Raw genomic sequence first — 24960 nt, forward strand, 5'->3', positions numbered from 1 at the left:
GTCGGGTCGACGTAGTTGATGGGGTTGCTGGCGGCGTATTCGTAGCGGTTGGCGCGGGTGGGGTCGGCAAGTGTTTCGAGACTGTCGGGCTGGGTGAAGCGGCCGGTGGCCGGGTCGTACCAGCGCTGCCCGAAGTGGACGAGGGTGCTGTTGGGGTCGTCGATGCCGCCGGCGTAGCCGTAGGGGTTGAAGCGGGTGACCTCGGCGGCGTTTTGCCCGGGAGTGGTGACGCCCCAAGGGTCGTAGCTGTAGGTGCCGGTGGTGGCCCCGTTCTGGTTGGTCAGGTGGGTGACCGAGCCCAGGCCGTCCTGGGTGTAGTAGTGAACCTGGCCGTCGGGAGTGCGCAGGGCGATGGGGGTGCCCTGGGGGTCGTGGACGAGGAAGGCGGTGTTGTCCAGGGTGTTCAGCCCCACGGTGTGGGCCTTGACCAGCGGGATGCCGTTGGCGTCGGTGCGGCCGTAGGCGTAGACGTTGTTCAGCCCGCCGGCCCGGGTCTCGCGGATGAGCTCGGTCTGGTCGGTGCCGGCGTACTCGTAGGCGCTGGTGGTGGTGCTGGTGGCCAGGCGGGTCATCTGGCCGTCGGCCTTGTAGACCGCCGAGCCCAGTCCGACGATCCCCGTCTGATTGCCGGCGGAGTCGTAGCTGTTGCCGGTGCCGGTGAGCTGGTCGGCGGCGTTGACCGTCTGGGTCTGGACGACCGCGCCGTTCTTGGTGGTCTGGGTGCGGTTGCCGTTGGCGTCGTAGCTGTAGGTCCAGCTGTCCCCGCCGGGGGTGGTGGCCGAGGTGAGCCGGTTGGCGGTGTCGTAGCAGTAGCTGGTCACCAGGCCGGTGAGGTGGTCGGTCTGCTGGTGGCGCAGGGCGGTGTCGGTGCCGGCCGCCGGGCCGCTAGGGCAGGCGCCGGCGCCGAGGGCGGCGTAGGAGTAGGACAGGTCAGATACCCGGTTCGCGTCGTCGCTGCTCTGTCCGGTGGTGATCCGGGTGATCCGCCCGGCGCTGTCGTAGCTGGTGCGGGTGTGCGCGGCCCAGGAGGTGTGGGCAGTGTCGGTGTCGTTCCAGGTGTCCACGCGGCGGCCGTTGCTGTCGTAGCCGAAGTCGGTGGCCGACCCGTCAGGCAGCGTCATCCGCGTGACCAGGTTGCGGGTGTCGTAGCTGTAGCTGGTGGTGCCACCGGGGTCGACCTCGGTGGCCAGATTGCCCACCTTGTCGTAGCCGTAGTCGACGGTGATGTGCCGCTGGATGGAGTGCACCCGGGAGGTGAGCCGGCCCAGCGGGTCGTAGCCGTAGGTGGTGGTGCCGGAGTTGTCCTGCCGGGAGGTCTGGTGACCGCGGGTGTCGTAGCGGTAGTAGATGGTGCTGCTGCCGGCGGAGAAGTTGATCTGAGTGGTCCGGTCCCCGGCGTCGTACCGGTAGGTCTGGGTGATCCCGTTGCCGTTGGTGAAGGTGGCCAGCCGGCCGAACCCGTCGTAGGTGTAGTTCCGCTGGGCCAGGCTGCTGTCGGCCGGTGGGGTGATGGCGGTGAGCTGCTTGTCGGAGTTGTAGGTGTAGCTGGTGACCGCACCGGAGGGGCTGGTGGAGTCCTTGACCGTGCCGTCGGCGTTGTAGGTCACCGAGGCGCTGCTGCTGGCGGCGTCGGTGGCCGACAGGCCGTTGCCGGCGCCGTCGTAGGTGAACAGGCTCTGGTTGCCCTGGGCGTCGGTGGCACTGGCCGGGAGGTACTGCGCGGCCCCGGTGTTGCCGTAGGTGAACGCCGAGGCGGCGCCGGTGGCGGCCTGCACCCCGGTGAGGGACTCCCCGCCGTTGGCGTCGTAGCTGGCGGTGGTGGTGGCCCCGGCGGCGTCGGTGGCCGAGGCGACGTCCAGGAACGGCGTGTACGTGGTCGACCGCTGGTGCCCGGCCGGGTCCGTGACCGAGGCGATGAGCTTCATGCCGTCGCCGGTGAGCTCATACGTGCTGTGCGGGACCGTGGTCACCGCCTGGCCCTGGTCGGTGTTGGCGTCGGCGAGGTAGGTGTGTGCGTCGTCGTAGCCGAACCGAGTGACCGCGCCGGAGGCGCTGGTGCCGGTCGGCTGATCGACCGAGAGCACCCGGCCCAGATCGTCGTAGCCGAAGCGGGTGACCACGTTGCCCGGGGCGGTGATCGAGGCCAGCCGGCCCGCGGCGTCGTAGCCCAGCTGGCTGGCCCGGCCCAGCGCGTCGGTGACGGTCTGCAGGCGGCCGGCGGCGTCGTAGTCGTAGGCCACCGAGCGGTTGCTCAGGTTGGAGGAGGCGGCCGGGGTCTGGGTGAGCTCGGTGATCTGCTTGGAGCCGCCACCGGCGGTGCCCACCTGCAGCGTCCGGGCGGCGGCCGGCCCCTGGTCGCTCACCACCTCGGTCAGCGCCAACCCGCTGTAGGCGAAGGTGGTCTGGTTGCCGTTGCGGTCGGTCAGCGTGGTCAGCTGACCCGCGGTGTTGAAGGCGCGGACGTCGCGGGAGGCGTGGTCGGTCAGCGACCAGCCACCGGCCGCGTCGCCGGTCAGGTCCATCTTGAACCCGGCCGGAGCGGTGTAGGCGGTGCCGCCGGCGGGCTGGAACACTCCGGTCAGCCCGTTGGGCCCGTAGTAGGTGATGATGCCGCTGGTGGCTTCCCGGCTCAGGTAGACATCCGAACCGGTGGACAGCCGCCAGCCGGAGCTGAGCGAGGTCTGGAAGCCGTCCCCGCCCCGCCACTGGCTCAGGCTGTTGTAGACCGCGCCCACGGAGAGGTCACCGGCCACGCGCGGCAGGGTCAGACCGGGCAGGGAGATCATCAGGTTGCCGCTGCCGGTGTCGACCCTGGCCTGGGCGGTGTCGCTGATCGTGAACGGCACCGTAGAGGCACCCGGCCGCGGCCCGGCACCCAGGCTGCCGGCCACCTGCCCGGTCTCGACGGCCGAGGAGGTGCAGCCGGTGGTGTCGCACAGCTCAGCCCGGTACTCGAACGTCTCCTGGATGCTGAGCTCACCGGCCGGGACCTGCGCGGTACCGGTGGAGCCACTGACGGTCGTGCCGTCAAGCAGGTTCCACGTCGAGGAGCCGACGGTACGCGCATAGAACTTCAGCGACTGCCCCGACACCCCCGCCGGCGCGCTGGCCTTGAGCACCGGCTGCAGCGTCGCGGAGACGACCTGGTCCACCTCCGGGCCGCTGGACGGCGCGGCCAGCACCCCGGTGACCTGGCCCATCACCACCGCGGCCGCCACCGTGCCGACCGTAGCCATCTGGGAGGCGCGCCGGCGCCCCCGCCTTCTGAACGCTGACGTGCTCGACGACTGACTGAGCATGGACATGCAGACCTCACCGGGACGCAGGGCAGATGGACGGTGAGCGCCCCTGGCTGGCGGCGCTCAAGGTCAACCTTGCGGTGGCGCTATGCGACCGCAAGGCTCCGCTGCGTTACCGATCGGGTGAACTCCTGGTTCCCCGGTGACACTCTGTTCAGGTCTGTGGCGAGCCGCTGACCTGCTTGGACCCGCCTCGGCCGCGAGGCGTGCGGACGGCTGGGCCGTAGCTCGGGTCTGCCGGGCGCCCGTGGGCGGCGCGAGGGCGGCGGATCGGGTGATGAGCGCACGCGAGGAGCCCCGGAGGTCGGTGACCTCCGGGGCTCCCGGTGACGTGGTGGAACGGTCCCCGTCAGGGCCCCGACCCGAGCGTGCGAGGGGTGGGGGGACGGGGGTCCTTCTTCAGGCGCGGACGACCTTGCCGGCGCGGATGCACGAGGTGCACGCGTTGATCCGGCGACGGTTGCCGGGGGCGATCAGCGCCCGCACGGACTGGATGTTCGGGTTCCAACGGCGCGGCGTGCGGCGGTGCGAGTGCGACACCGACATACCGAAACCGGGGCCCTTGCCACACACATCGCACACGGCAGCCACGGTGGATCACTCCCAGAAGAATCGTTCACAGACGGCGGGGCAAGGCAGCACCCGCATCAAGACCGTCCAGCAGTCTAACCGCTCCGCGGACGTGATGTCGCAGCACCCTCCGGACCGGGGTTCGCGGCTCGCGCAGCGGGGTCCTGTCGGTGCCGGTGGGTAGCCTGCTCCCGTGCTGACGGCGCTGGACGACGCCGCGGTCGGTCAGTGGTGCCGCGCCGCGGTCGAGGCGCTGTCCGACTTCCGGGCGCGGCTGGACGACCTCAACGTCTTCCCGGTGCCGGACGGCGACACCGGCACCAACCTCCTGCACACCGCCGAGGGCGCGCTGGCGGCCCTGGACGAGGCGGCGCCCGGGGAGCCCGGCTGGGCGGTCGTCGCCCGGGGCGCGGTGCTGTCGGCCCGCGGCAACTCCGGCACGATCCTGGCCCAGCTGCTGCGGGGCCTCGCCGATCAGCTGGCCGAGCAGCCCCCGGCCGACGGGCCGGTCCTCGCCTCCGCGCTGCGCAAGGCCGCCGAGAGCGCCTACACCGCCGTCGCCGATCCCGAGGAGGGCACCTTCCTCACCGTCGCCCGGGCCGCGGGGGAGGCCGCTGTGGCCGCCGTCGACGAGGGGGAGACGGCGCTCGCCGACGTCGTCGGGGCCGCGGCCGACGGCGCGCATCGCGCCCTGGAGGGGACTCCCGACCAGCTCGCCGCGCTGCGCGAGGCCGGGGTGGTCGACGCGGGTGGCGCCGGGCTCTCCCTCGTCCTGGACGCCCTCGTCCGCACGGTCACCGGCGTGCAGCCGGTGCGCCCGGCCCTGGCCCGCCGCACGCACGGCCCGCACGACCACGTCCACACCCCGCACCAGCCGCCGCCCGGGCCGGGCAGCGAGGTGCAGTACCTGCTCGCCGACGCCGACGAGAGCTCGGTCGCCCGCCTCCACGAGCGGCTGGCCGGGCTCGGTGACAGCCTCGTCGTCGTCGGGGTGGACACGCCGACCGGCCGCGAGTGGAACGTCCACGTGCACGTCTCCGACGTCGGCGCCGCCATCGAGGCGGGCATCGAGGCGGGCCGCCCGCACCGCATCACGGTCACCCCGCTGGCCCCGGTGCCCCCGGCGGCGCCGGTGCACGGCGTCCGGGCGGTCGTCGCGGCGGTGCACAGCGACGGGCTGGCCGAGCTCTTCCGCGCCGAGGGGTCCCGCGTCGTCGTCTGTGACCCCGGCGGGATCACCGAGGACGAGGTCTACGAGCAGATCGTCGCGGCCGCCGCCCAGGAGGTGGTGGTCCTTCCGAACGACGCCGGCCTGCACGCCGAGGCCTCCCGGGCGGCCGAGCGGGCGCGGGAGGCCGGCCGCGAGGTCGCCGTGGTGCCCACCCGCTCGCCGGTGCAGGGGCTGGCCGCGGTGGCCGTCGCCGATACGCAGCGGCGCTTCGGCGACGACGTCATCGCCATGGCCGAGGCCGCCGCCGCGACCCGGTGGGCCGAGCTCTCCGTCGCCGAGCAGGAGGCGCTCACCTCCGCGGGCCGCTGCCACCCCGGCGACGTGCTCGGCTCGGCCGAGGGCGACGTCGTGGTGATCGGCGCCGGGCTCGCCGCCGTCGCCTGCGACCTGCTCGACCGGCTGCTCTCCGCGGGCGGGGAGATGGCCACCCTGGTCGTCGGCCCCGACGAAGAGCTCGGCGACGCGGTCTGCGCCCACCTGTCGTCGGCGCACCCCACCGTCGAGGTGGTGCGCTACGGCGGCGGCCCCGGCTCGCTGCCCCTGCAGATCGGGGTCGAGTGACGTGGCGGTGACGCTGGAGACCCCGCTGGCGAAGGTGCTCGGGCCCAAGACCGCCACCGGCATGGCCGAGCAGCTGGGCCTGCACACGGTGCGCCACCTGCTGCGCCACTACCCGCGCCGCTACGCCCGGCGCGGGGAGATGGCCCGCCTCGACGACCTGCAGCCCGGCGACCGGGTGACGGTGCTCGCCCAGGTGAAGACGGTCAGCACCCGGCCGATGCGGCAGCGCCGGGGCATGCTCACCGAGGTCACCGTGGGCGACGGCGCCAGCACCATGAAGCTGGTCTTCTTCAGCCACCGGCACGCCCGCCTCGCGCCCGGGGTGTGGGGCATGTTCGCCGGCACCGTCGGCACCTACCAGGGCAAGCTGCAGTTCACCCACCCCGACATGCACCTGCTCAGCGGCGACGACGATGACGACGACTGGGCCCGCGAGCTGGTGCCGATCTACCCGGCGAGCAAGGACGTCTCCAGCTGGGTGATCCAGAAGTCGGTCAAGCTGCTGCTCGGCGGGGCGGGCAACCTCGCCGACCTGGTCACCGACCCGCTGCCCGACGAGATCCGCGCCCGGCACGGCCTGCTGTCGCTGCCGGCGGCGCTGCTCGACATCCACCGCCCCACCACCAGCCAGGACGTCGAGCGCGCCGAGCACCGGCTGAAGTGGGACGAGGCGCTCACCCTCCAGCTGACCCTCGCCGCCCGGCGCCGGGCGGCCGCGCTGGAGCCGGGCACCGCCCGCCCGCGGAAGCCGGGGGGCCTGCTCGACGCCGTCGACGCCGCCCTGCCGTTCGCGCTCACCGACGGCCAGCGGGCGGTCGGGGAGGAGCTGGCCGCCGAGCTGGACCGCGACCAGCCGATGCACCGGCTGCTCCAGGGCGAGGTGGGCTCCGGCAAGACCGTCGTCGCCCTCCGCGCGATGGCACAGGTCGTGGACGCCGGCGGCCAGGCCGCCCTGCTCGCCCCCACCGAGGTGCTCGCCGCCCAGCACGCCCGCGGCATCCGCGCCCTGCTCGGCCCGCTCGGCCGCGCCGGGGAGATCGACGGCGACCCCGCCGGCACCCGCGTCACCCTGCTCACCGGCTCGCTCAAGGCCGCGCCGCGCCGCGAGGCCCGCGCCGAGGTGGCCGAGGGGCGGGCCGGCATCGTCGTCGGCACCCATGCGCTGCTGCAGGAGGGCGTGGAGTTCGCCGACCTCGGCCTCGTCGTCGTCGACGAGCAGCACCGCTTCGGCGTCGAGCAGCGCGACGCGCTGCGGGCCAAGGGCAGCCGGCCCCCGCACGTGCTCGTGATGACGGCGACGCCGATCCCGCGCACCGTCGCCATGACCGTCTACGGCGACCTGGAGATCTCCACGCTGCGGCAGCTGCCGAGCGGGCGCGGGGGCGTCGCCAGCTCGGTGGTGCCGGTCGTGGAGAAGCCCGGCTGGCTCGACCGGGCCTGGGCGCGGCTGCGCGAGGAGGTGGCCGCCGGCCGGCAGGCCTACGTGGTCTGCCCCCGGATCGGTGACGTCCCCGGCGCCGACGACCAGCCCGAGGACGCCGACGGCGCGCCGCCGGAGGAGGAGGGGCGCAGCGACCGCCGGCCCCCGCTCGCCGTCCTCGACGTCGCCGAGGCGCTGCGTGCCGGTCCGCTGGCCGGCCTGCGCCTGGAGGTCCTGCACGGGCGGATGACCCCCGAGGAGAAGGACGGCGTCATGCGCGCCTTCGCCGACGGGGCGACCGACGTGCTGGTGGCCACCACCGTGGTCGAGGTGGGGGTCGACGTGCCCAACGCCACGGTGATGGTGGTCATGGACGCCGACCGGTTCGGGGTCAGCCAGCTGCACCAGCTGCGTGGCCGCGTCGCGCGGGGGAGGCACGCCGGGCTGTGCCTGCTGGTCAGCGAGGCCCCGACGTCGTCCCCGACCGGGCAGCGGCTGGCCGCGGTCGCCGCGACCTCCGACGGCTTCGAGCTGGCGCGGCTGGACCTGGAGACCCGGCGGGAGGGCGACGTCCTCGGCGCCGCCCAGTCCGGGCGCCGCTCGACCATCAAGCTGCTCTCGCTGCTGGAGGACGAGGAGCTGATCGCCGAGGCGCGGGCGGAGGCGACCGCGCTGCTGGCGACCGAGCGCGGGCTCGCCGACCACCCCGGTCTCGCCGCCGAGGTCGCGGCCCTGGCCAACGACGAGCGCGCCGAATGGCTCGAGAAGGCGTGACCCGGATCATCGCGGGGCTCGCCGGTGGACGGCGCATCAGCGTTCCGCAGTCGGGCGTCCGGCCCACCGGGGACAAAGCCCGAGGTGCTCTGTTCAACTCCCTGGGGTCGCTGGTCGACCTCGAGGGGGCCGCGGTCCTGGACCTCTACGCCGGCTCCGGCGCGCTGGGCCTGGAGGCGCTCTCCCGCGGCGCGGCCACCGCGGTCTTCGTCGAGTCGGGCCCGAGGGTGCTGCCCGTGCTGCGGGCCAACCTCGCGGCGGTCGGGCTCCCCGGGGGACGGGTGGTGGCGGGCTCGGTGCCCGGTGTCGTCGCCGGCCCGGCGCCCCAGGCGTTCGACGTCGTCCTCGCCGACCCGCCCTACGACACGCCCGCCGCGGAGGTCTACGAGGTGCTCCGGGCGCTGGTGGAGGGGGAGTGGCTGGCCCCTGGCGGCGTGGTCGTGGTCGAGCGGCCCAGCCGGGAACGGGCGTGGGAGTGGCCGACACCCCTGGAAGGTCTGCGCGAGCGGCGCTACGGCGAGGCCGTGCTCCGGTACGGTCGGCGTCCGTGAGGCGTGCCGTCTGCCCAGGTTCCTTCGACCCGGTGACCAACGGGCACGTCGACGTCATCAACCGGGCCGCCGGGCTCTACGACGAACTGGTCGTGGCGGTGCTGGTGAACCCGGGCAAGGCGGGGCTGTTCTCCGTCGACGAGCGCATGGAGCTGCTCCGCGACGCCGCCGCCCACCTGCCCAACGTGCGCGTGGACAGCTTCCAGGGCCTGCTGGTCGACTACTGCCGCAGCCACGACATCCCGGTGATCGTCAAGGGGCTGCGGGCGGTGAGCGACTTCGAGTACGAGCTGCAGATGGCGCAGATGAACCGCGAGCTGGCCGCCATCGAGACGCTGTTCGTGCCGACCGCCCCGCAGGTCGGCCACCTCTCCTCGAGCCTGGTCAAGCAGATCGCCGGCTTCGGCGGGGACGTCTCCCGGCTGGTGCCCAAGGCCGTCGACGACCGGCTGCGCGAGCGGGCCCGCGAGGCGCGCTCGTGACCCGGCCGGGGCGCGGTCACACCACGGAGGTGGTCTACCGCCTCTACGAGACCGTGGACGAGCTGACCACGGTCATCGAGAGCGCCCGCAGCGTGCCCATGTCCAGCTCCTGCATGGTGCCCCGCGACCACGTGCTCGACCTGCTCGACGACCTGCGGGAGTCGCTGCCCGAGGACGTGCAGGCCGCCGGCGCGATCGTCGAGCAGCGGACCGAGATCCTGCAGCAGGCGCAGGCCGAGGCGGAGCGCCTCACCGGGCGGACCCGCGCGGACAGCGAGCAGATCCTCGTCCAGGCGCGGCGCCAGCGCGACGAGATCGTCGGCACGGCCCGGCGGCAGCGCGACGAGCTGCTGGCCCAGGCCCAGGCCGACGCCGAGCAGATCCTGCTGGAGGCCGAGGCCGAGGCCCAGGCACTGGTCGCCGAGGGTCAGCAGCACCGGGCCGCGCTCGTCGCCGAGGGCCAGGCCGAGCACGAGCGGCTGATCACCGAGACCGAGGTCTACCGCACCGCCGTCACCCGGGCCGACGAGCTCGGCGAGCAGTCGCACGCGGAGGCCGCGCAGATGCGGGCGGAGGTCGACGAGTACGTCGACTCCCGGCTCGCCGAGTTCGGGGCGACCCTGGAGCGCATGCTCCGCTCGGTGGACAAGGCCCGCAGCACCCTCCGGGAGCCCTGAGACCTTCCGCACGGTGGGCGCCGCCAGGTGATCGGGTAGTCTCGACCACCGGCCCGACCGTCGGCTCCCGCCCGGTCGCCCATCCCTCCTGCACCCGACCGCGAGTACTGACATGCCTGCCGCTTCCCCGAACCGCCCAGGCGCCGCGTCCTCCGAGGACCGGCGCCCCTCGGCCAACCCCTGGAAGGTCGACCTGCGCGAGCTCGGCCGGCGCCCGGGGAGCCTGCACGAGCTGGACCGCACGGCACCGGCACCCGAGGGCTGGGGGCTGGAGCTGATCCGCGTCCCGGGCGGCGCCGAGGTCCACCTGCGGCTGCGGCTGGAGTCGGTCATGGAGGGCGTGCTGGTCTCCGGTGACCTGGAGGTCCCGGTCGTCGGCTCGTGCGCGCGCTGCCTCGAGCCGCTCGAGGACACCCTCACCCTGGACGTCCAGGAGCTGTACGCCTACGCGGGCAGCACCACCGAGGCCACCAGCGAGGAGGACGAGGTGCGCCGGGTCGAGGGCGACTTCCTCGACCTCGAGCCCCTGGCGCGGGACACCATCGTGCTGAGCCTCCCGCTCTCGCCGGTCTGCACCGAGGACTGCGGCGGCCTGTGCGTCGGCTGCGGCCAGCGCGTCGACGACCTGCCCGAGGACCACACCCACGAGGTGACCGACCCCCGGTGGGCGGCCCTCGCGGAGCGATTCGCTTCCTCGCCGGGCACCCCCGGCGAATCCACCACCCCAGAGGAGAACTGACGTGGCCGTTCCGAAGCGGAAGATGTCGCGGGCCAACACCCGCATGCGCCGGTCGCAGTGGAAGGCCACCGCGCCGACCCTGTCGCCGTGCCCCAACCGCGCCTGCGGAGAGCTCAAGCCCCCGCACCAGGCGTGCCCCACCTGCGGGCAGTACGACGGCCGCCAGGTCCTGTCGGTCTGACCTGCCGCACTGCCATGGGGACGACGGCCGCCGCTCCGCATCCTGACCGGGATGCCGTGGACGGTCGCGTCCCCGCGGCGCCTCCGGGTGGTGCCGAGCACGCCGAGCGGGCCGCCACCTGGCTGTTCGACGCGCTCGGCGTCGCGCTGCCCGGGGGCCTCCTGCCGCTGGCGCTGACCCACCGGTCCTTCGCCTACGAGAACGGCGGCCTGCCGACCAACGAGCGCCTGGAGTTCCTCGGCGACTCGGTGCTCGGGCTCGTGGTCACCGACGAGCTCTACCGCAGCCAGCCGGCCCTCCCCGAGGGCCAGCTGGCCAAGCTGCGTGCCTCCGTGGTCAACATGACCTCGCTGGCCCGGGTCGCCCGGCGCCTCGGCGACGGCGGGCTCGGCCCGCACCTGCTGCTCGGCCGAGGCGAGGAGACCACCGGCGGCCGCGAGAAGGACTCGATCCTCGCCGACGCGCTCGAGGCCCTCATCGGTGCGCTGCACCTGGGCTGCGGGCTGGACACCGCCGCCGCGATCGTCCACCGGCTGTTCGACCCGCTGCTGGTCGAGGCGGCCACCCGGGGCGCCGGCCTGGACTGGAAGACCAGCCTGCAGGAACTCGGTGCGGCCCAGGGTCTCGGCGCGCCCATCTACCAGGTGGACGACGAGGGGCCCGACCACGCCAAGACCTTCCGCGCCGACGTGCTGCTCGCCGGGGTCGTCCGCGGCACCGGCACCGGCCGCACCAAGAAGGCCGCCGAGCAGGAGGCCGCCGAGGCCGCCTGGCGCTCGCTGTCGGAGGAGTAGAGCCGTGCCCGAGCTGCCCGAGGTCGAGGTGGTGCGCCGGGGGCTGGAGCAGTGGGTGGCCGGCCGCACCGTCGCCGCCGTCGAGGTGCACCACCCGCGGGCCGTGCGCCGCCACCTCGAGGGCGCCGACCACTTCGTCCAGGCGGTCACCGGCCGCACCTTCACCGCCGCCCACCGGCGCGGGAAGTACCTGTGGCTGCCGTTGGCCGAGCCCGACGGGTCGCCGTCGGGGCGGGCGCTGGTCGGGCACCTGGGCATGAGCGGTCAGCTGCTCGTCGAGAAGCCGTCGGCGCCCGACGAGACCCACCTGCGGGCCCGCTTCACCTTCACCGACCGCGGCCGCGAACTGCGTTTCGTCGACCAGCGCACCTTCGGCGGCCTGGCGGTGGAGGAGTGCGCCGGGGGTGGTGGGGTGGGCGGATCGTCGGACGACCAGGTCCCGGGACGGCTCGCGCACATCGCCATCGACCCGCTGGACGAGGGCTTCGACGTCGACGCGTTCACCGCGGCGCTGCGCCGGCGCCGTACCGAGGTCAAGCGCGCGCTGCTGGACCAGACGCTCATCGGCGGGGTGGGCAACATCTACGCCGACGAGGCGCTGTGGCGGGCGCGCCTGCACGGCGCCCGCCCCACCGACCGGCTCACCCGGGCGCAGGTGGCCGACCTGCTCGACGGCGTCCGCGACGTGCTGGGCGAGGCCCTCGCGCAGGGCGGCACCTCGTTCGACTCGCTGTACGTCGACGTGAACGGGCAGAGCGGCTACTTCTCCCGCTTCCTCGCCGTCTACGGGCAGGAGGACCGGCCCTGCCCTCGCTGCGGGACGCCGATCCGCCGGGAGTCGTTCATGAACCGCTCGAGCTACAGCTGCCCCACCTGCCAGCCCCGGCCGAGAGCACGCCGGGCGTGACCGTCCGGGTCGAGGTGCTGGTCTCCGGCCGCGTCCAGGGCGTCGGTTACCGGTACTTCGTGCGCGGCCTGGCCCGCGAGGCCGGCCTGGCCGGGGTCGCCCGCAACCTCCCCGACGGGCGGGTGGAGGTGGTCGCCGAAGGGCCGGAGCAGGCCGTGCGCGACCTCGTCGCCGCCCTCGACGGCCCGGATGCCCCGGGGCGGGTGACCGACGTCGACGTCCGGAGCGGGCCGGTGCAGGGGATGCAGGGCTTCACCACGGCGTGACGAAGACGACATCCCCCCGACACGGGAGGCCTGCCCCGCCGCCGTTGACCTGCGTGTCGGGGGCTGTCACCCTGGGAACATCCAGCCCGCGCCGACCGTCCGCCGGGGCGCCGGGCACACCCTCTAGCTCTCGAAAGGCCGTCACAGCCATGGCCAAGGCCCTGTTCGGTTCGGTCGTCACCCCCGTGGAACTCCGGGTAGCCGAGGAGAACGCCGCCCTGCGGGCCCGGGTGCAGCGGCTGGAGCACGAGCTCGCCGAGCTGCGTGCCCAGCGCGACGCCGCCATCGCCCACGAGCTGCTCTCGCTGGCGGGCGACACCGCCGAGCCCGCGCTCGCCTGAGGTCCTCCCCGCCTCGCGGCAGGGAGGCGTCGAGCAGGCCGACGGTGGGCACGTGTGTGCAGTTCCAGCGCCGGGAACTGTGCATCCGCGCCCATCGTCGGGCGCCGGGCTCCTCGCGTCACAGGCGCACCACCGGCCCCGCAGCCCACCTACAGCCCGGGATTCCGGGCTAAGGTGCTGATCCCGTGCACCTCTCCAGCCTGACGCTCAAGGGCTTCAAGTCCTTCGCGTCCGCCACCACGCTCCGGCTGGAGCCCGGCATCACCGCCGTCGTCGGCCCCAACGGCTCGGGCAAGTCCAACGTCGTCGACGCCATCTCGTGGGTCCTCGGCGAGCAGGGTGCCAAGAGCCTGCGCGGCGGCAAGATGGAGGACGTCATCTTCGCCGGCACCGCCGGCCGCCCGGCGCTGGGCCGGGCCGAGGTGACGCTGACGATCGACAACACCGACGGCGCGCTGCCGATCGCATACACCGAGGTGTCGATCACCCGCCGCATGTACCGCTCCGGTGAGAGCGAGTACGAGATCAACGGCGACAAGGTGCGGCTGCTCGACGTCCAGGAGCTGCTCAGCGACTCCGGCATCGGCCGCGAGATGCACGTCATCGTCGGCCAGGGGCAGCTCGACGCGGTGCTCTCCGGCCGGCCCGAGGACCGCCGCGCCTTCATCGAGGAGGCCGCCGGCGTCCTCAAGCACCGCAAGCGCAAGGAGAAGGCGCTGCGGAAGCTCGACGGGATGCAGGCCAACCTCGACCGGCTGGCCGACCTCACCGCCGAGTTGCGCCGCCAGCTCAAGCCGCTGGGCCGGCAGGCCGAGGTCGCCCGCCGCGCGGCCGGCGTGCAGGCCGACCTCCGCGACGCCCGCCTCCGGCTGCTCGCCGACGACCTGGTGCAGCTGCGCGACGCCCTCGACCGGGACGTCGCCGACGAGACCGCGGCCCGGCAGCGGCGCGCGGTGGTCGAGCGCGAGCTCTCCCTCGTCGCCCGGCGGGAGGGCGAGCTGGAGAGCGGGCTGGCCGCGAGCGCGCCGCGCCTGCAGGTGGCCTCGGACACCTGGTACCGGCTCTCCGCGCTGGGCGAGCGGTTCCGCAGCGTGGCGCAGCTGGCCGCCGAGCGGCACCGGCACCTCTCCGCCGCGGCCCCCTCCGCCGCCACCGGTCGCGACCCCGACCAGCTGGACGCCGAGGCCGACCGGGTCGCCGCCACCGAGGCGGAGCTCGCCGACGGGCTGGCAGCCGAGCGGGAGCGCCTCGCCACCGTCGTGGCCGGCCGGGCGGAGCTGGAGACGGCGCTGGCCGCCGCCGAGAAGGCCTGGGTCGCCGCCGCCCGCGCGCTCGCCGACCGCCGCGAGGGGCTGGCCCGGCTCTCCGGCCAGGTCGCCGCGGCGCGGTCCCGGGTGCACGCCGGCGAGGCGGAGATCGAGCGGCTCGGCGTCGCCGCCGCCGAGGCGTCCGACCGCGCCGAGACCGCTGCCGAGCGGCTGGCCGACCGGCGGGGGCAGGTCGCCGACCAGGAGGACACCGACCTCGCCCTGGTCGCCGCGCACGAGGACGCCGTCGCCGCGCACACCGCCGCCGCCCGGCGGGTGACCGAGCTGGCCGAGGCCGAGCGGGCCGCCGAGCGCGACCGCGCGTCCTGGCAGGCCCGCCGCGACGCGCTGGCCCTCGGGCTCACCCCCGCCGACGGCGCGGCCGCGGTGCTCGGCGCCGGCCTCGCGGGCGTGCTCGGGCCGGTGACCGAGCAGCTCGCCGTCGCCCCCGGTGACGAGGTCGCCGTCGCGGCTGCGCTGGGCGGCATGGCCGAGGCCGTCGTCGTCGCCGGTGTCGCCGAGGCCGCCGCCGCGCTGCAGCACCTCACCCGCACCGACGGCGGGCGCGCCGGCCTGCTGGTGACCGGGGGCCTGCCGCCGGTCCCGCGGGACGGCTGGCCGGAGCTGCCGGACGGCGCGCGGTGGGCGCTGGACGCCGTGCGGGCCCCCGATGCGCTGCACCCGGCGCTGGCCCGGGCGCTGGAGCGGGTGGCGCTGGTGCCCGACCTGGACGCTGCCGTCGCGCTGGTGCGCACCCACCCCCGGCTGCGGGCGGTCACCGCCGCCGGCGACCTCCTCGGCGCCGACTGGGCGCTGGGCGGCCAGACCGATGCGCCCTCCAATCTCGAGCTGCGGGCCCGCGTGGACGAGGCCGGGACCGAGCTCGCGGCCGCGACGGCCCGTGCGGCCGAGCTCGCCGACGAGCTGGCCGCCGCGCGGCAGGACGCCCAGGCGCGGTCGGCCGCCGTCGACGAGGCGCTGGCCACGCGCCAGGCCGCCGACCGGACCCGCTCCGCCGAGGCCGCGGCGCTGGCCGAGCTCGGTGCCGCGGCGCGCTCGGCCGCCTCGGAGGCCGAGCGCTCGCTGGCCGCCCGCGTGCGGGCGGAGCAGGCGCTGGAGCAGGCGCAGGGCTCGCTGACCCGGCTCGAGCAGCAGCTCGCCGAGGCCGAGGCCGCGCCGGTCGAGGAGGAGCCGCCGACCGAGGAGCGCGACCGGCTGCGCGCCGAGGTGGCCGCCGCCCGGCAGGCCGAGACGGAGGCGCGCCTCGCCGTCCGCACCGCCGAGGAGCGGGCGCGCGCCCTGCAGGGGCGGGCGGAGTCGCTGCGCCGGCAGGCCCGGCAGGAGCGGGCGGCGCGCGAGCGGGCCGCGGCGGCCCGGATCGCGCGCGAGCGCGGTGCCGCGGTGGCCGACCGGGTGCGGCGGGACGCCGGGGTGGCGACCGCCGCCCTCGAACGGTCGCTGGTGCGTGCGGCCGCGGAGCGGGACGCGCTGGCGTCCTCGCGCAGCGGTGCCGAGGCCGAGCTGCTGGAGGTGCGCAGCCGGGTGCGCGCGGCGACCGCGGAGCTCGACCGGCTCACCGACGAGGTGCACCGCGACGAGGTGGCGCGCACCGAGCAGCGCTACCGCATCGAGTCGCTGGAGACCCGGGCGGCCGAGGAGTTCGGCGTCGACCTGCCCACGCTGATCGGCGAGTACGGGCCCGCCGCCGCCGTGCCCCCCTCGCCGCAGCAGGTCGCCGAGGCCGAGGCGGCGGGGGAGCCGGCGCCCGACCCGGTGCCCTACGACCGCGCGGTCCAGGAGCGGCGGGTGGCCCGCGCCGAGCGCGACCTCGCCACGCTCGGCAAGGTCAACCCGCTGGCGCTGGAGGAGTTCGCGGCGCTGGAGGAGCGGCACACCTTCCTCGCCACCCAGCTGGAGGACCTCAAGACCACGCGGAAGGACCTGCTGACCGTCGTCCGCGAGGTCGACGGCCGCATCCACGACGTCTTCGCCGCGGCGTTCGCCGACGTGGCGCGGGAGTTCGAGCAGGTCTTCGCCACCCTCTTCCCGGGCGGCTCGGGACGGCTGGTGCTCACCGACCCGGAGAACATGCTGACCACCGGCGTCGAGGTGGAGGCGCGGCCACCGGGCAAGAAGGTCAAGCGGCTCTCGCTGCTCTCGGGCGGAGAGCGGTCGCTGACGGCGGTCGCGATGCTGGTGGCGATCTTCCGCGCCCGGCCCTCGCCCTTCTACGTGCTCGACGAGGTGGAGGCGGCGCTGGACGACGTCAACCTCGGCCGGCTGCTGGTGCTGGTGGAGCAGCTGCGGTCGACGTCGCAGCTGATCATCATCACGCACCAGAAGCGGACGATGGAGATCGCCGACGCCCTCTACGGGGTGAGCATGCGCGGCGACGGCATCACCGGCGTGATCAGCCAGCGCCTGCGCGAGCTCGAGACGGCCTGACCCGCACCCCTCGGGGGCATAGGAAGCTTTACCTGCGCTTTCGCGCCCGGAAGCGCAGGTAAAGCTTCCTATGCCTCAGACCCCCGAGCGGACCTCGAGGTCGACGACGACCGGCAGGTGGTCCGAGGCGCCGCCGCCGTCCAGCACGCGGGCCCCGGCGACGGCGACCCCCGGCGAGACCCACACCTGGTCGATGCGCCGGTGCGGCGACCGCGCCGGGTGGGTGTGCCCGGCGTCGGACTGCCAGAGCCGCCAGCCCGCCTGGTCGTCGCGGGCCCGGGCCAGCCGCCAGGCGTCGGTGAACCGCTGCCGCAGCGCGTCCAGCTCCGGGGCATCGGGGGCGGTGTTGAAGTCGCCGACCAGCACGCCGGTCTCCATCGACTCGGTGTGCAGCGCGGCCAGCGCCGCCACCTGCGCCCCGCGCTCCTCGGCCGAGCGCGTGGTCAGGTGCGTCGCGGTGACCCACAGCGCGCCGCCGTCCAGCTCCACCATCGTCCGCAGGGCGCTGCGCGGCTCACCGCCCCCGGGGAGCCGGTGGACGTCGCTGATCAGGATGGGGAGCCGCGAGAGCAGCGCGTTGCCGTACTGCCGGCGCCCCCCCGGCCGCTGCTCGTCGATCGCCGGGCCCCAGGCCAGCTGCATGTCCAGCGCCCGCGACAGCAGCAGCGCCTGGTCGACGTCCTCGCTGCGCGGCCCGTAGTGCCTATCCACCTCCTGCAGGCAGATGACGTCGGCGTCCACCGAGGCCAGCAGCGTGGCCAGCCGGGGCAGGTCGTGGCGCGCGTCGGCGCCCACGCCGTGGTGGGTGTTGAAGGTGACCAGGCGGACCGGGATCGGCGGCTGGTCGGGACCGGGGGCCGGCTTCGTCACCCCGCCACCCTCTCAGGCGCCGGACAGCTGGGCGTCGACGACCTGGCTCAGCGTGGTGGCCCCCCGCTCGCTCACCGACAGGACGAAGCGCGCCTCGCGTCCGTCCAGCACCAGCTCGCCGATCTGGTTGCCGAAGAACGGTCCGGCCTGCTTCTCCCACTCCAGGCCGGCGGGCTCGGCGCCCACCCACCGCGCCAGCGCCGCCATCAGCCGGCGGGCGCGCCGGCTCCAGCCGATCCGGAAGGCCACCTTGATCGGGTGCGGCGCCTGGTTGTGCAGCGGCGACACGGTGAGCTGGTGGACCCGCGAGGCGAGCCCGCCCGGCTCCACGACCTCGGCGGCGTAGGCGTGGTGCACGTCGCCGGAGAGCACCAGCGCGGTCGCCGGGGGCCGGCCGTGCTCCCCGCGGGCGACCGACAGCAGCGCCCGCCCGAGCCGGTCGAAGGAGTGCCCGAAGGCCGCCCAGTGCTCGAGGTCGGCGAGCTGGCGCACCTGTTCGGCCAGCCGTCCCCGCCAGCGGCCGTGGTGGCGCAGGTTCAGCGTGGCGTTCCACCGCTCGAGCGAGTCGACGGCGTGCGGCAGCAGCCAGGGCAGCGAGGTGCCGACGACGAGGTGCTCGACGCCGTCCCGCGCGGCCTGCCGCATCGCGGCCTCGACCCAGTCGAACTCGTCGTCGTCCAGCATGCGGCGGCCGGTCTCCTCCAGCACCCGCCCGGCGCGGCTGTCGACCATGACCAGCCGCGCGTCGCCCCAGTGCCGCACGAAGCTCCAGCGGACGCTCGCGGGATCGGCGTCGGCGCGGACGGCCATCTCGCGGAGGATCGGCTCGGCGTCGGCGGGGGTCTCGCCGGAGGCGTCCACGAGGTCCTGGACGGCGCGCCACACCTTGTTCTCGGCCAGCTCCTGGGGGCTCAGGTTGCCCAGGTGCTGGTAGACCCAGTAGCTGATCAGCCCGCCGGTGATCCGGCCGTCCCACCACTGCTGCGCGCGCATCCTCCGCCGCCAGGCGGCCGAGGTGTTCCAGTCGTCGATCATCTCGTGGTCGTCGAAGATCATCGACGACGGGATGGTGGAGAGCAGCCAGCGCACCTCCGGGTCCCGCCAGGACTCCACGTAGAGGTGGGTGTACTCCTCGAAGTCCGCGACCTGCGCCTTCGGCGCCCGGGCCCGCTGCTCGCCCTCGCGCCGGCGGGTCAGCCGGCCGTGGGTGCGCTCGGTCAGCTCGTCGGCGTAGACCTGGTCGCCGAGGAGGACGAGAGCGTCCGGCCACTCGTCCTCGGGCCGGGCCGCGAGCTGCCGGGCGTACAGGTCGAGCGCGTCGGGCGGGATGCCCTCGGAGTCCTGCACGGTGCGGGCGCTGGCGTACCGGCAGGAGCCGAACGCGAGCCGGAAGGGCCCGGGCCGTCCGGGCGTGCGGATGCGGCTGGGCGGGAAAGCGGAACCGGCCGGCGGCCAGACGAGGGCGCCGTCGAGCCGCACCTCGTACGGCGTGGTGCTGCCCGGTTCCAGCTCCTCCACGAGGACCAGGGCGAAGTGGTGGCCGCCCACGGAGAAGGTGCGGGTCCGCCGCCCCAGCACGTCGACCTCGCAGGGCCGGTCGGTCTCCACCCAGACGGTGGCCGAGACGGGGTCCACGTGCCGCAGGAGGGGGCCCAGCACGAGGTCGGGGGAGGGGGCGGCGGGCGGCGGCATGGGCACAGCCTGGCGCATCTGCCTCCGCGTGCGGGGACCCGTCGTGCCGGAGGTGCTCGGTGGACGGGTACTGGGAGACTCGCGGCATGGAATTCGTGCTGATCGCGATCGCGATCCTGGTCGTGGCACTGATCCTCGGTGTCAGCCTCCTCGTCGGCCGCGGCCGGCGGACCACGCGCCTCGACGACGACGCCACCAGCGGCACGACGCTGACCCGGCCCCGGCCACCGGCCCCGCCGGTCGAGCAGCCGCGGCCGACGGGCGCCACCGCCTCCGGCCTGGGCCTGCAGGACCAGCCCGACGCGGTCGTCCCCGAGGCCCCGCCGACGGTCGAGCTGCCCCCGGCCGAGCCCGAGCCGGGGCTGGTGTTCGACCAGCCGGCCCCCTCGGCCGGCCGGCTGGTGCGGCTGCGGTCGCGGCTGGCCCGGTCGCAGTCCTCGCTGGGCCGCGGCCTGCTCACCGTGCTGGCCCGGGAGAAGCTGACCGAGGACGACTGGGAGGAGGTCGAGGAGACCCTGCTCGCCGCCGACGTGGGCGTCTCCGCGACGACCCAGATCGTGGAGCGGCTGCGCACCCGGTCGATGGTGCTGGCCACCGCCTCGGGTGCCGAGCTGCGCGAGCTCCTCGTCGAGAACCTCACCGCGGTGCTCGGGCCCGACCTCGACCGGTCGCTCGGCACCTCCCGGCACGAGGGGCGGCCCGGCGTGGTGCTGGTCGTGGGCGTCAACGGCGCCGGCAAGACCACCACCGTCGGCAAGCTCGCGCGCGTGCTCGTCGGTGACGGCAAGAGCGTGATCCTGGGCGCGGCCGACACCTTCCGGGCGGCCGCCGCCGACCAGCTCGAGACCTGGGGCGAGCGGGTGGGCGTGCTCACCGTCCGCGGCCGCGAGGGCGGCGACCCCGCTGCCGTGGCCTTCGAGGCCGTGCGCACCGGCGTCGAGGCCGAGGTGGACACCGTCGTCGTCGACACCGCGGGCCGGCTGCACACCAAGTCCGGGCTCATGGACGAGCTGGGCAAGGTGAAGCGGGTCGTGGAGAAGCAGTCGCCGGTCACCGAGGTGCTGCTGGTGCTCGACGCCACCACCGGGCAGAACGGCGTCGTGCAGGCCCGGGTGTTCACCGAGGCGGTCGAGGTCACCGGCGTGGTGCTCACCAAGCTCGACGGCACCGCGAAGGGCGGCATCGTCGTCCGGGTGCAGCAGGAGCTGGGCATCCCGGTGAAGCTGATCGGCCTGGGGGAGGGGCCCGACGACCTCGCACCGTTCGAGCCGCGGGTGTTCGCCGAGGGGCTGGTCGGCGACGCCTGAGTCGCTCAGCCGGCGGGGGAGAAGCCGTACGGCAGCTCCAGCCGGTGGTCGGCGAGCAGGCGGGCGTCGGAGAGCACCTCCGGCGTCGGTTCGTCGGCCACCACGACGCCGCCGTCCAGGATCACCGACCGCGGGCAGAGCTGGGCGGCGTAGGGCAGGTCGTGGGTGATCATCAGCAGGGTCACCGGGAGCTCGGCCAGCACCTCGGCGAGCTCCCGGCGGCCGGCCGGGTCGAGGTTTGACGACGGTTCGTCGAGGACGACGATCTCCGGCTGCATCGCCAGCACGGTGGCGACGGCGACGCGGCGGCGCTGCCCGAAGGACAGGTGGTGCGGGGGGCGGTCGGCGGCGTCGGACATGCGCACCTGCGCCAGCGCCGCGGCCACCCGGTCGGCGACCTCGGGCTCGGGCAGGCCGAGGTTGCGCGGTCCGAAGGCGACGTCCTCGCCGACGGTGGGCATGAACAGCTGGTCGTCGGGATCCTGGAACACCACGCCCACCCGCCGGCGGATCTCCTGCAGCGAACGCTTCTCCACCGGCAGGCCGGCGACGGTGACCGAGCCGCGCCCGGCCCTCAGGATGCCGTTGAGGTGCAGCACCAGCGTGGTCTTGCCTGCGCCGTTGGGGCCCAGGAGCGCGACCCGCTCGCCCCGCTCCACGCGCAGGTCCACGCCGAACAGCGCCTGGTGCCCGTCCGGGTAGGCGAAGGCGAGGTCCTCGACCAGGAGGGACGGCGGGGGCGCGCTCACCCCGCCAGCATCCCGGCTGCCAGCACCGCCGCCGCGGCCAGGGGGAGGCTCAGTGCCACCGCCCACGACCGCGGGGCCACGGGTGCCGGCGGGCCGGTGGGCACGCTGCCGGTGTAACCGCGGCTGAGCATCGCCAGGTGCACCCGCTCGCCGCGCTCGTACGACCGCACGAACAGCGCGCCGGCGGTGGCGCCCAGCACCCGCAGTCCGCGCAGGCCGCCGCCGGTGAACCCGCGCGACTCCCGGGCCACGCGCATGCGGTGCAACTCGCCGCCCACCACGTCGGCGTAGCGGATCATGAACATCAGGATCTGCACGAGGACCTGAGGCAGCCGGAGCCGCTCGAGCCCGCGCAGCAGCGCCCGCGGCTCGGTCGTCGCCGCCAGCACCGTCGCGGCGAGGACGGACAGCGTCGCCTTCGCCAGCAGCCCGCCGCCTGCCGCCAGGCCGCTCCGGGAGAGCGACAGGCCGAGCACCTCCACCTGCGGTCCGCCGGCCACGAAGGGCAGCAGGACGGCGAAGGCGGCGAAGGGGATCTCCACGACCAGCCCGCGCAGCAGCCGGCCGGGGCCGACCCCCGCCACGGTCGCGGCGGTGAGTACCGCGAGCAGGTACCCGGCGTAGGCCACCGGCGCCCAGGGGGCGTGCACCGGTGTGGCGACCACGACCAGGGCGAACGCCAGCACGGACACGAGCTTCACGTGCGGCTCCAGCCGGTGGACGGCGGTGCCGCCCGGCATGTAGCGCGCGGTCAGCGCGCCCCCGTGTGCGGCGCCCACGTCAGGTGCGGTCGGCGGGGGTGGCGCGCCGGCGCAGCACCAGCGTCAGCCCGCCGGCCAGGGCGAGGGTGACCACGACGCCGATGACGCCGGCCGCGCCGGCCGAGAGCCGGTTCTCCGCGCCGTCGACCAGGTAGTCGGCCAGCGGTGAGCCCGCGGTGGCGCTGTCCTCGGCACTCTGGGCGAAGCCGGCCCGGTCGGCGGCGTGCTCGAGCCCGTCGGGGGAGCCGCTGGCGTACCAGCTGAGCACACCGGCGACGAGCAGCGCCGCCGCGAAGCCGACGATCCAGAGGGTGCGGCCGCGCCGGGTCACCGGGCTCCCTCCATGACCGCGGCAGGACGGCCGGCCAGCGGGGTGGCCGTGCGCAGCCGGGCGGCGCCGTGCACGAGGTCGGGGCGCACGGCGAGCACAGCGCCCACGACGGCCACGGTGATCGCCGCCTCGCCGAGGCCGATGAGCAGGTGCACGCCGGTCATCGCCGCGGCCACCGTGCCCAGCGGGACGTCGACGGTCCCGCCGATCTCGAAGAGGACGACGAACGCCAGCGCCGCGGCCGGCACGGAGAGGAAAGCGGCGGTGCCCGTGGCCGTCAGGAGCCCGGTGCGGGTGCGGGGCAGCAGGGCGGACAGGCCGCGGAACACCCCGTAGCCGATCACCACGGCCATCAGCGCCATGAGCGTGACGTTCGTGCCCAGCGCGGTGAGCCCGCCGTCGGCGAAGAGCACCGCCTGCACGAGGAGGACCACGGTCATGCACAGCACCGCCGTCCACGGGCCGACCAGGACGGCGGCGAGCACCGCGCCGATCAGGTGTCCGCTGGTGCCGGTGGCGACGGGGAAGTTGATCATCTGGCCGGCGAACACGAAGGCCGCGGTGAGCCCGGCCAGCGGCGCAGTCCGGTCGTCCAGCTCGGTGCGGGCCTTGCGGAGGGCCAAGGCGACGGTGCCGGCGGCGAGGGCGCCGGTGGCCAGCGAGGTGGGGACGTCGAGGAAGCCGTCGGGTACGTGCACGACGACGACCTTATTGCACATTCTTCGCAACTGGCGCGCCGAGCGGCCGGCGGAGGTGTTCCAGGGGGCGCGCAACGCGCCCGCAATGCGGAGGCGGGACACGCGGCGAGGAGTTCACGCCCGTGAAACGCGGCGCCGACGTCGCCGGAAACACGCGCCCGGCACGGTGAGCACCGCGTCGCCCTCCCGCACGGAGGGCCCGAGCCCACCGATCCGGCCGCCCGGCCGACGACCCGACACAGGAGGTTGCCGTGGTCAACACCGGCGACACCGCCTGGATCCTCACCAGCGCGGCGCTCGTGCTGCTGATGACGCCAGGCCTCGCGCTCTTCTACGGCGGCATGGTCCGCGCGAAGAGCGTCCTCAACATGATGATGATGAGCTTCGGGGCGCTGGCGCTGGTCAGCGTGCTCTGGGTGCTCTACGGCTACTCCATCGCCTTCGGCGACAGCGTCGGCGGCGCCGGCCTGGTGGGCGACCCGCTGGAGTACTTCGGGCTCGACGGCCTGATGGAGGACACCACCAGCGAAGCGGGCGGCCTGCCCGTCATGGCGTTCGTCGGCTTCCAGTCCGTGTTCGCCATCATCACCGTCGCGCTGATCTCCGGTGCGATCGCCGACCGCGCCAGATTCGGCGCCTGGATGGTCTTCGCGGGCATCTGGGCCACGATCGTCTACTTCCCGGTCGCCCACTGGGTCTTCGCGTTCGACGGCGACGACGTCATCGGCGGCTGGATCGCCAACGACCTGGCGGCGCTCGACTTCGCCGGCGGCACCGCCGTCCACATCAACGCCGGTGCGGCCGGTCTGGCGCTGGCCCTCGTGCTCGGCAAGCGCCGCGGGTTCGGCCGCGAGGCGATGCGGCCGCACAACCTGCCGCTGGTGATGATCGGTGCCGGCCTGCTGTGGTTCGGCTGGTTCGGCTTCAACGCCGGCTCGGCGCTGGCCGCGAACAACACCGCCTCGGTGGCCTGGGTCAACACCCTCGTCGCCACGGGTGCGGCCATCCTCGGCTGGCTGTTCGTGGAGAAGGTGCGCGACGGCCACTCCACGTCGCTGGGTGCGGCCTCCGGTGTCGTCGCCGGTCTCGTGGCCATCACCCCGGCGTGCAACGCGGTCTCACCGATCGGCGCGATCACCATCGGTCTCGTCGCCGGTGCGCTGTGCGCCCTGGCCGTGGGCCTGAAGTACACGCTGGGCTACGACGACTCGCTCGACGTCGTCGGCGTCCACCTGGTCGGCGGCCTCTGGGGCACCATCGCCATCGGCTTCCTGGGTACGGCAGCCGCCCCCTCCGGCGTCGACGGCCTCTTCTACGGTGGTGGCGTCGACCAGCTCTGGCGTCAGGTCGTCGGTGCCTTCGCCGTCCTGGCGTTCTCCTTCGTCCTCACGCTGGTGATCGGCTCCGTGATCCAGAAGACGATGGGCTTCCGCATCACGGAGGACGATGAGGTCGCCGGTATCGACACCGTCGTGCACGCGGAGTCCGGCTACGACTTCGCGTCGCTCGGCGGCAGCGGCTCCACCGCCCCACTGGCCGGCCAGTCGCGTGCCACGGCGCAGGACCCGGCGCCCGTAGACTCCGCCCGCACCACCGAGAGGACCCTGGCATGAAGCTCGTCACCGCGATCGTCAAGCCGTTCAAGCTGGACGACGTCAAGAACGCCCTCGAGCTGATCGGCATCGCCGGGCTCACCGTCAGCGAGGTCCAGGGCTTCGGCCGCCAGCGGGGCCACACCGAGGTCTACCGCGGGGCGGAGTACCAGGTGGACTTCGTGCCGAAGGTCCGCATCGAGGTGGTCGTCGGCGAACTCGACGCCGCCCGGGTCGTGGACGCCGTCGTCGAGGCGGCCTCCACCGGCCAGATCGGTGACGGGAAGGTGTGGGTCACCACGATCGACGAGGTCGTCCGGGTCCGCACCGGGGAGCGCGGCGACGACGCCCTCTGAGCGCGTGCTCCGCGCATAGCGCACCCGTCGGCCGGGGTGGTGGGACCGCCCGCCCCCCG

The 24960-nt window shown here is 74.7% G+C and carries 23 protein-coding genes; 15 read left to right on the plus strand and 8 right to left on the minus strand.

What is annotated here, in order from left to right; translation table 11 throughout:
- A partial coding sequence (locus tag BMW62_RS17605; protein WP_091933612.1) for an RHS repeat-associated core domain-containing protein occupies positions 1–3218 on the minus strand: 3218 nt, incomplete at its 3' end.
- A 480-nt stretch (positions 3219–3698) separates the two neighbouring features.
- A complete protein-coding gene (gene rpmB / locus BMW62_RS17610; protein WP_029339036.1) occupies positions 3699–3890 on the minus strand; it encodes a 50S ribosomal protein L28 in 192 nt (63 codons plus the stop codon).
- Between the two features lie 172 nt (positions 3891–4062).
- On the opposite strand from rpmB, the gene BMW62_RS17615 reads away from it, so the two are divergent.
- The 12 genes from BMW62_RS17615 to smc all read left to right on the plus strand — a co-directional run bounded on the left by BMW62_RS17615 (position 4063) and on the right by smc (position 16545).
- The gene (locus BMW62_RS17615; protein WP_091933615.1) at positions 4063–5661 is read left to right on the plus strand and encodes a DAK2 domain-containing protein; all 1599 of its coding nucleotides are present in this window, start codon (positions 4063–4065) and stop codon (positions 5659–5661) included.
- Between the two features lies 1 nt (position 5662).
- On the plus strand, positions 5663–7855 hold the full coding sequence (gene recG, locus BMW62_RS17620) for an ATP-dependent DNA helicase RecG (protein WP_091933618.1): 2193 nt from the start codon (positions 5663–5665) through the stop codon (positions 7853–7855).
- Positions 7852–8406 carry a 16S rRNA (guanine(966)-N(2))-methyltransferase RsmD gene (rsmD, locus tag BMW62_RS17625; RefSeq protein WP_091933621.1) on the plus strand — a complete coding sequence of 185 codons (555 nt, stop codon included), beginning with the start codon at positions 7852–7854 and terminating at the stop codon, positions 8404–8406. Before recG ends, rsmD begins: the two co-directional genes overlap by 4 nt.
- Positions 8403–8888: a pantetheine-phosphate adenylyltransferase gene (coaD, locus tag BMW62_RS17630; protein WP_091933624.1), complete on the plus strand. Its 486-nt coding sequence runs from the start codon at positions 8403–8405 to the stop codon at positions 8886–8888. The genes rsmD and coaD overlap by 4 nt, the downstream gene beginning before the upstream one ends.
- Positions 8885–9565 carry a hypothetical protein gene (locus tag BMW62_RS17635; protein ID WP_091933627.1) on the plus strand — a complete coding sequence of 227 codons (681 nt, stop codon included), beginning with the start codon at positions 8885–8887 and terminating at the stop codon, positions 9563–9565. Before coaD ends, BMW62_RS17635 begins: the two co-directional genes overlap by 4 nt.
- A gap of 112 nt (positions 9566–9677) precedes the next feature.
- A complete protein-coding gene (locus BMW62_RS17640) occupies positions 9678–10304 on the plus strand; it encodes a YceD family protein (protein ID WP_211435184.1) in 627 nt (208 codons plus the stop codon).
- Between the two features lies 1 nt (position 10305).
- The gene (rpmF, locus tag BMW62_RS17645) at positions 10306–10485 is read left to right on the plus strand and encodes a 50S ribosomal protein L32 (RefSeq protein ID WP_014377519.1); all 180 of its coding nucleotides are present in this window, start codon (positions 10306–10308) and stop codon (positions 10483–10485) included.
- Positions 10486–10541: 56 nt separating this feature from the next.
- A complete protein-coding gene (gene rnc / locus BMW62_RS17650) occupies positions 10542–11279 on the plus strand; it encodes a ribonuclease III (protein WP_244524129.1) in 738 nt (245 codons plus the stop codon).
- Positions 11280–11283: 4 nt separating this feature from the next.
- Positions 11284–12186, plus strand: a complete 903-nt coding sequence (gene mutM / locus BMW62_RS17655) for a bifunctional DNA-formamidopyrimidine glycosylase/DNA-(apurinic or apyrimidinic site) lyase (RefSeq protein WP_091933632.1) — start codon at positions 11284–11286, stop codon at positions 12184–12186.
- Positions 12183–12452: an acylphosphatase gene (locus BMW62_RS17660; RefSeq protein ID WP_091933635.1), complete on the plus strand. Its 270-nt coding sequence runs from the start codon at positions 12183–12185 to the stop codon at positions 12450–12452. Before mutM ends, BMW62_RS17660 begins: the two co-directional genes overlap by 4 nt.
- Before the next feature lie 149 nt (positions 12453–12601).
- On the plus strand, positions 12602–12793 hold the full coding sequence (locus BMW62_RS17665) for an MreC domain-containing protein (RefSeq protein WP_091933638.1): 192 nt from the start codon (positions 12602–12604) through the stop codon (positions 12791–12793).
- Between the two features lie 185 nt (positions 12794–12978).
- Entirely contained in the window at positions 12979–16545 is a 3567-nt protein-coding gene (gene smc, locus BMW62_RS17670) for a chromosome segregation protein SMC (protein WP_091933640.1), read from the plus strand.
- A 75-nt stretch (positions 16546–16620) separates the two neighbouring features.
- Here smc and BMW62_RS17675 read toward each other — a convergent pair whose 3' ends face one another.
- Both BMW62_RS17675 and BMW62_RS17680 read right to left on the minus strand, forming a co-directional pair.
- Positions 16621–17415 (minus strand): endonuclease/exonuclease/phosphatase family protein, encoded by a 795-nt coding sequence (locus BMW62_RS17675; protein ID WP_091933643.1) that lies wholly within the window; start codon positions 17413–17415, stop codon positions 16621–16623.
- A 12-nt stretch (positions 17416–17427) separates the two neighbouring features.
- On the minus strand, positions 17428–19107 hold the full coding sequence (locus BMW62_RS17680) for an alkaline phosphatase D family protein (RefSeq protein ID WP_091933646.1): 1680 nt from the start codon (positions 19105–19107) through the stop codon (positions 17428–17430).
- 86 nt (positions 19108–19193) lie between these two features.
- On the opposite strand from BMW62_RS17680, the gene ftsY reads away from it, so the two are divergent.
- Positions 19194–20414 carry a signal recognition particle-docking protein FtsY gene (gene ftsY, locus BMW62_RS17685; protein WP_091933648.1) on the plus strand — a complete coding sequence of 407 codons (1221 nt, stop codon included), beginning with the start codon at positions 19194–19196 and terminating at the stop codon, positions 20412–20414.
- A 5-nt stretch (positions 20415–20419) separates the two neighbouring features.
- Here the strand turns inward: ftsY and BMW62_RS17690 are convergent, their stop codons facing one another.
- Genes BMW62_RS17690 through BMW62_RS17700 form a run of 4 tightly spaced genes read right to left on the minus strand, consistent with a single transcriptional unit; the run spans position 20420 to position 22953 of the window.
- Positions 20420–21163 carry an energy-coupling factor ABC transporter ATP-binding protein gene (locus tag BMW62_RS17690; protein ID WP_091933651.1) on the minus strand — a complete coding sequence of 248 codons (744 nt, stop codon included), beginning with the start codon at positions 21161–21163 and terminating at the stop codon, positions 20420–20422.
- Positions 21160–21942, minus strand: a complete 783-nt coding sequence (gene cbiQ / locus BMW62_RS17695) for a cobalt ECF transporter T component CbiQ (protein ID WP_211435185.1) — start codon at positions 21940–21942, stop codon at positions 21160–21162. Before cbiQ ends, BMW62_RS17690 begins: the two co-directional genes overlap by 4 nt.
- A 1-nt stretch (position 21943) precedes the next feature.
- The gene (locus tag BMW62_RS23005) at positions 21944–22255 is read right to left on the minus strand and encodes a PDGLE domain-containing protein (protein ID WP_211435186.1); all 312 of its coding nucleotides are present in this window, start codon (positions 22253–22255) and stop codon (positions 21944–21946) included.
- The gene (locus BMW62_RS17700) at positions 22252–22953 is read right to left on the minus strand and encodes an energy-coupling factor ABC transporter permease (protein WP_211435187.1); all 702 of its coding nucleotides are present in this window, start codon (positions 22951–22953) and stop codon (positions 22252–22254) included. Before BMW62_RS17700 ends, BMW62_RS23005 begins: the two co-directional genes overlap by 4 nt.
- A 251-nt stretch (positions 22954–23204) precedes the next feature.
- Between BMW62_RS17700 and BMW62_RS17705 the strand changes: the two genes are divergently transcribed.
- Entirely contained in the window at positions 23205–24566 is a 1362-nt protein-coding gene (locus BMW62_RS17705) for an ammonium transporter (RefSeq protein ID WP_091933652.1), read from the plus strand.
- Entirely contained in the window at positions 24563–24901 is a 339-nt protein-coding gene (locus BMW62_RS17710) for a P-II family nitrogen regulator (protein ID WP_091933655.1), read from the plus strand. The genes BMW62_RS17705 and BMW62_RS17710 overlap by 4 nt, the downstream gene beginning before the upstream one ends.
- The last annotated feature ends 59 nt before the right edge of the window (positions 24902–24960 follow it).

The organism is Blastococcus sp. DSM 46786 (genome assembly GCF_900109665.1).
Classification (GTDB): domain Bacteria; phylum Actinomycetota; class Actinomycetes; order Mycobacteriales; family Geodermatophilaceae; genus Blastococcus; species Blastococcus carthaginiensis.

What these genes read in the sequence shown, in the direction of transcription:
- BMW62_RS17680 (WP_091933646.1), bottom strand. Translation starts at nt 19,107, where the DNA reads ATGCCGCCGCCCGCCGCCCCCTCCCCCGACCTCGTGCTGGGCCCCCTC.
- ftsY (WP_091933648.1), top strand. Translation starts at nt 19,194, where the DNA reads ATGGAATTCGTGCTGATCGCGATCGCGATCCTGGTCGTGGCACTGATC.
- BMW62_RS17710 (WP_091933655.1), top strand. Translation starts at nt 24,563, where the DNA reads ATGAAGCTCGTCACCGCGATCGTCAAGCCGTTCAAGCTGGACGACGTC.
- BMW62_RS17640 (WP_211435184.1), top strand. Translation starts at nt 9,678, where the DNA reads ATGCCTGCCGCTTCCCCGAACCGCCCAGGCGCCGCGTCCTCCGAGGAC.
- BMW62_RS17665 (WP_091933638.1), top strand. Translation starts at nt 12,602, where the DNA reads ATGGCCAAGGCCCTGTTCGGTTCGGTCGTCACCCCCGTGGAACTCCGG.